The sequence below is a fragment of the Trichocoleus sp. FACHB-591 genome, assembly GCF_014695845.1.
Lineage (GTDB): Bacteria > Cyanobacteriota > Cyanobacteriia > FACHB-46 > FACHB-46 > Trichocoleus.
In genome coordinates this window covers 1-3,245 of the sequence record NZ_JACJPA010000034.1, presented here as the reverse complement: position 1 = coordinate 3,245, position 3,245 = coordinate 1, and the positions used below count along the sequence as shown (strand labels likewise).

Genomic DNA, 3,245 nt, shown 5'->3' with positions numbered 1-3,245 from the left:
CTATGTTCATTGAGGAAAGTGACCAAATTGTCAGTAAGACTTATATGACTCGGGTGGAGGGAGAAAATACCCGACTGAGGCATTATTTAGCACGATTGCACCGGAAAACCTTGAGCTACTCCAAATCAGTTGAGATGTTGAGGTGTTCACTTCGGTTGCTGCTGCATTATTTGAAGTATCGGACAATTCCTCTCTCAGCTTAAATCATTACCTATTCAGCAACGCCCAGTTTTTTAATCGCTTCATCCATTTTTCCGAAACCTCGCGTTGTAGATTAAGCAAAAACCAGCTCAGAATCTTCTCCGTTCTTAGTTGCCCTCATGCAAATTAATACTGGAGTATTGAAATGCAAGTTTCAGATTGCTGTTTGGGTTTCGATTTCTGCTTCTTGATGAGGTGCACTTGAACACTTGAGGTCTCATCCGTTTCTCTTCAAACCTAACTTCCCCTTCTCTTGAGTTGACTTGTACAATGGTCAGATTGCGGTCGCTTCAGTTCTAGGTTCTCCGACTTATGCAAGAGCGATTGCTCATTGATTGGCGCTACTCAAAACAGCTCGGAGCGTTGTGACAAAAGATGAGCTTACGAACCATTACTGCAACTAGATATGTCACACCACTGCGCGAAGGGGGATCGCTGCCAGCCATTGTAGAAGCCGATGATGATGGCATGTATGTGCTGAAGTTTCGAGGGGCGGGCCAAGGCGCGAAAGCACTGATTGCAGAGTTGGTGGCAGGGGAAATTGCTCGAGCCTTAGGGCTGCCTGTTCCTGAGATTGTCTGGGTTCACCTCGATGCTGAACTTGCTCGCACTGAGCCTGATCCAGAAATCCAAGACTTGATTCGAGCCAGTGTCGGGCTGAATCTGGCGCTCGACTACCTCCCTGGTTCTGTGACATTTGACCCCATTGCAACGAAACTCGATGCTGACCTCGCCTCTTTAATTGTCTGGTTTGATGCTTACGTGACGAACATCGATCGCACAGCGGGGAACACCAATATGCTGATGTGGCACCGACGACTGTGGCTCATCGATCATGGTGCAGCTCTCTACTTCCATCACACCTGGAGCAACTACCTAGAACGGAGCCGCACCCCCTTTGCAGCTATCAAGGACCATGTGTTACTCCACAGCGCTAGCACTCTGCGGGAGGTAGATGCGAAAATAACGAAACAGTTGACACCCAGCCTCATTGAGTCCATTGTGCAGCTGATTCCGGATGCTTGGCTCGTAGAAGAGTCCCTGTTCAATGGAAGTCAGCAACATCGAGCAGCCTATGTCGAGTACTTGATGAGACGATTAGAAGCGCCGCGTATTTTTCTGGAGGAAGCTGTTCGTGCCCGATCTCTTACCGTATGATTACGCTGTCATTCGCGTGGTTCCCAGAGTGGAGCGCGAAGAGTTTGTCAATGTGGGGGTGGTCGTTTCCTGCGTCAGCTACAAATTTCTCGAAGCTCGGATTGAACTTGACGAGCCACGACTCATGGCGCTCGACTCCACTCTTGATCTTGAAATGATTCGAGACTATCTCGTTGCCATTCCTCTCATTTGCGCGGGCGGCGAACTCGCCGGACCCATTGGTCGGTTGCCTCAACGCGATCGCTTCCACTGGATTGTGGCTCCTCGGAGCACGGTGATCCAGACCTCACGAGTACATACAGGTCTTTGCCCCAGCCTACCCCATGTGATCGAACATCTCCTCGACACCATGGTGCGTCCGTGCAAGCAAAACAAAACGACTGTAACCCACACGGCTTAATGCTACTGGCACCTTTTTCCAAGGTAAATAATCGTGATTCCTGGGAAGAATGAACCTGAGATGAAGCGGTACCCCTATGCTGATTGCTTTCCTAGCAAGAATCACTGCAATTCCCAAGAGAGCTTTCCCTTACTTCAGGTTCTGCCACTCATCCTAGGTCTGAGTACATCAGCTGTTAGCATTCTGCTGTGGCAGGCTTTGGTTCAGCAAGAACAAGCTCAGATTCAGCACGCTCTGAGCGTTGAGGCAGGAAATCTAGAACTGGAAATTATGGAAAAGATTAAGCCTCAAGTGCAAGCACTGGTGCGGATGGCTGATCGGTGGGGACGGCATGGCAAACCTTCCCAAGCAGAGTGGGAGTTTAATGCAGCGCTCAATGTCCGAGACTTTAGGAGCTATCAGGCGATCGCTTGGGTCGATCCGACTCACCGTGTCCGCTGGCTGGTACCGCTACAAGGGAATGAAGCTGCGCTAAATTATATTCCTATTTTTAGAGAGCAACAGTTTGATGGTTTTATTGTCGCGACTTACCGAACTCAAGAACTAATTAACAGCATCTTGTCAGAGAAGGATGCTCATGGCTATGTGGTTGCCATTTTTGATGAAAAAGACCAGATCTACACCCATGATGATGTAGGCGAGGGCAATCGAGGTAAATGGCACCAAGAGAGTACTGTCGAACTGTATGGGTTGAACTGGCGAGTTCAGGTTTATCCGACAGCGCTCCTGTCCAATCGAATGAGATCGCCCCTGCCCACCATCACCTTAATCGGCGGTTTAGCTGTATCTTGGCTCTTGGCCTTGGCTGCACATCTAACTTATCGAGCCAGACTGATAGCCCAGAACGTCAGCGCTATTAACACCGTGTTGGAGCAGGAAGTTGGAGAACGGCAACGGATTGAAGTGGCGCTCCAAGAAGAACAAAACTTCTTGCAGGTCTTACTCCACACGATTGAAGCTGGCATCGTAGCTTGTGACGCGGCAGGAACACTGACGTTGTTCAATCGAGCGGCGAGAGAGTGGCACGGATTACCAGAGCAACCACTTCCGCCTGAGCAATGGGCACAGCACTATAGAACCCATTTGAGATCTTAGGAAGGGGCTGCAAGTCGCTTGAGCATCAACCTCACAAAACAGAGATTGAGTTTGGTCGTGGCATGAGATAAAGTTCGCTCAAAGTTCTTTACTAGGCTTTTACAACGTTCCATCCAAGCATTTGAGCGTTCAACTACCCATCGAGCCACTGCTGGTACAAATCCTGGCGTTGCTGAATAGGTAATGATTTAAGCTGAGAGAGGAATTGTCCGATACTTCAAATAATGCAGCAGCAACCGAAGTGAACACCTCAACATCTCAACTGATTTGGAGTAGCACAAGGTTTTCCGGTGCAATCGTGCTAAATAATGCCTCAGTCGGGTATTTTCTCCCTCCACCCGAGTCATATAAGTCTTACTGACAATTTGGTCACTTTCCTCAATGAACATAG

Annotated in this window: 5 protein-coding genes; 4 read left to right on the top strand and 1 reads right to left on the bottom strand. The window is 48.9% G+C overall.

Annotation, left to right across the window (positions count from 1 at the left end; translation table 11 throughout):
* The 4 genes from H6F90_RS05845 to H6F90_RS05830 form a co-directional block, all read left to right on the top strand.
* The coding region (locus H6F90_RS05845; RefSeq protein ID WP_190551062.1) for an IS1 family transposase at window positions 1-203 on the top strand (203 nt) is incomplete at its 5' end.
* Window positions 204-576: 373 nt separating this feature from the next.
* Window positions 577-1,359, top strand: coding sequence for a HipA family kinase (locus tag H6F90_RS05840; RefSeq protein WP_190551060.1), 783 nt, complete (start codon window positions 577-579; stop codon window positions 1,357-1,359).
* Window positions 1,337-1,759, top strand: coding sequence for a DUF3037 domain-containing protein (locus tag H6F90_RS05835; protein ID WP_190551059.1), 423 nt, complete (start codon window positions 1,337-1,339; stop codon window positions 1,757-1,759). The genes H6F90_RS05840 and H6F90_RS05835 overlap by 23 nt, the downstream gene beginning before the upstream one ends.
* Before the next feature lie 60 nt (window positions 1,760-1,819).
* Window positions 1,820-2,854, top strand: coding sequence for a hypothetical protein (locus tag H6F90_RS05830; protein ID WP_190551058.1), 1,035 nt, complete (start codon window positions 1,820-1,822; stop codon window positions 2,852-2,854).
* Between the two features lie 188 nt (window positions 2,855-3,042).
* Here the strand turns inward: H6F90_RS05830 and H6F90_RS05820 are convergent.
* Window positions 3,043-3,245, bottom strand: a 203-nt coding sequence (locus tag H6F90_RS05820) for an IS1 family transposase (protein ID WP_190551057.1), incomplete at its 5' end; no start/stop codon positions are given.

Excerpts from the sequence above, each read along its gene's own strand:
- H6F90_RS05840 (WP_190551060.1), top strand. The coding sequence starts at position 577 with ATGAGCTTACGAACCATTACTGCAACTAGATATGTCACACCACTGCGC.
- H6F90_RS05830 (WP_190551058.1), top strand. The coding sequence starts at position 1,820 with ATGAAGCGGTACCCCTATGCTGATTGCTTTCCTAGCAAGAATCACTGC.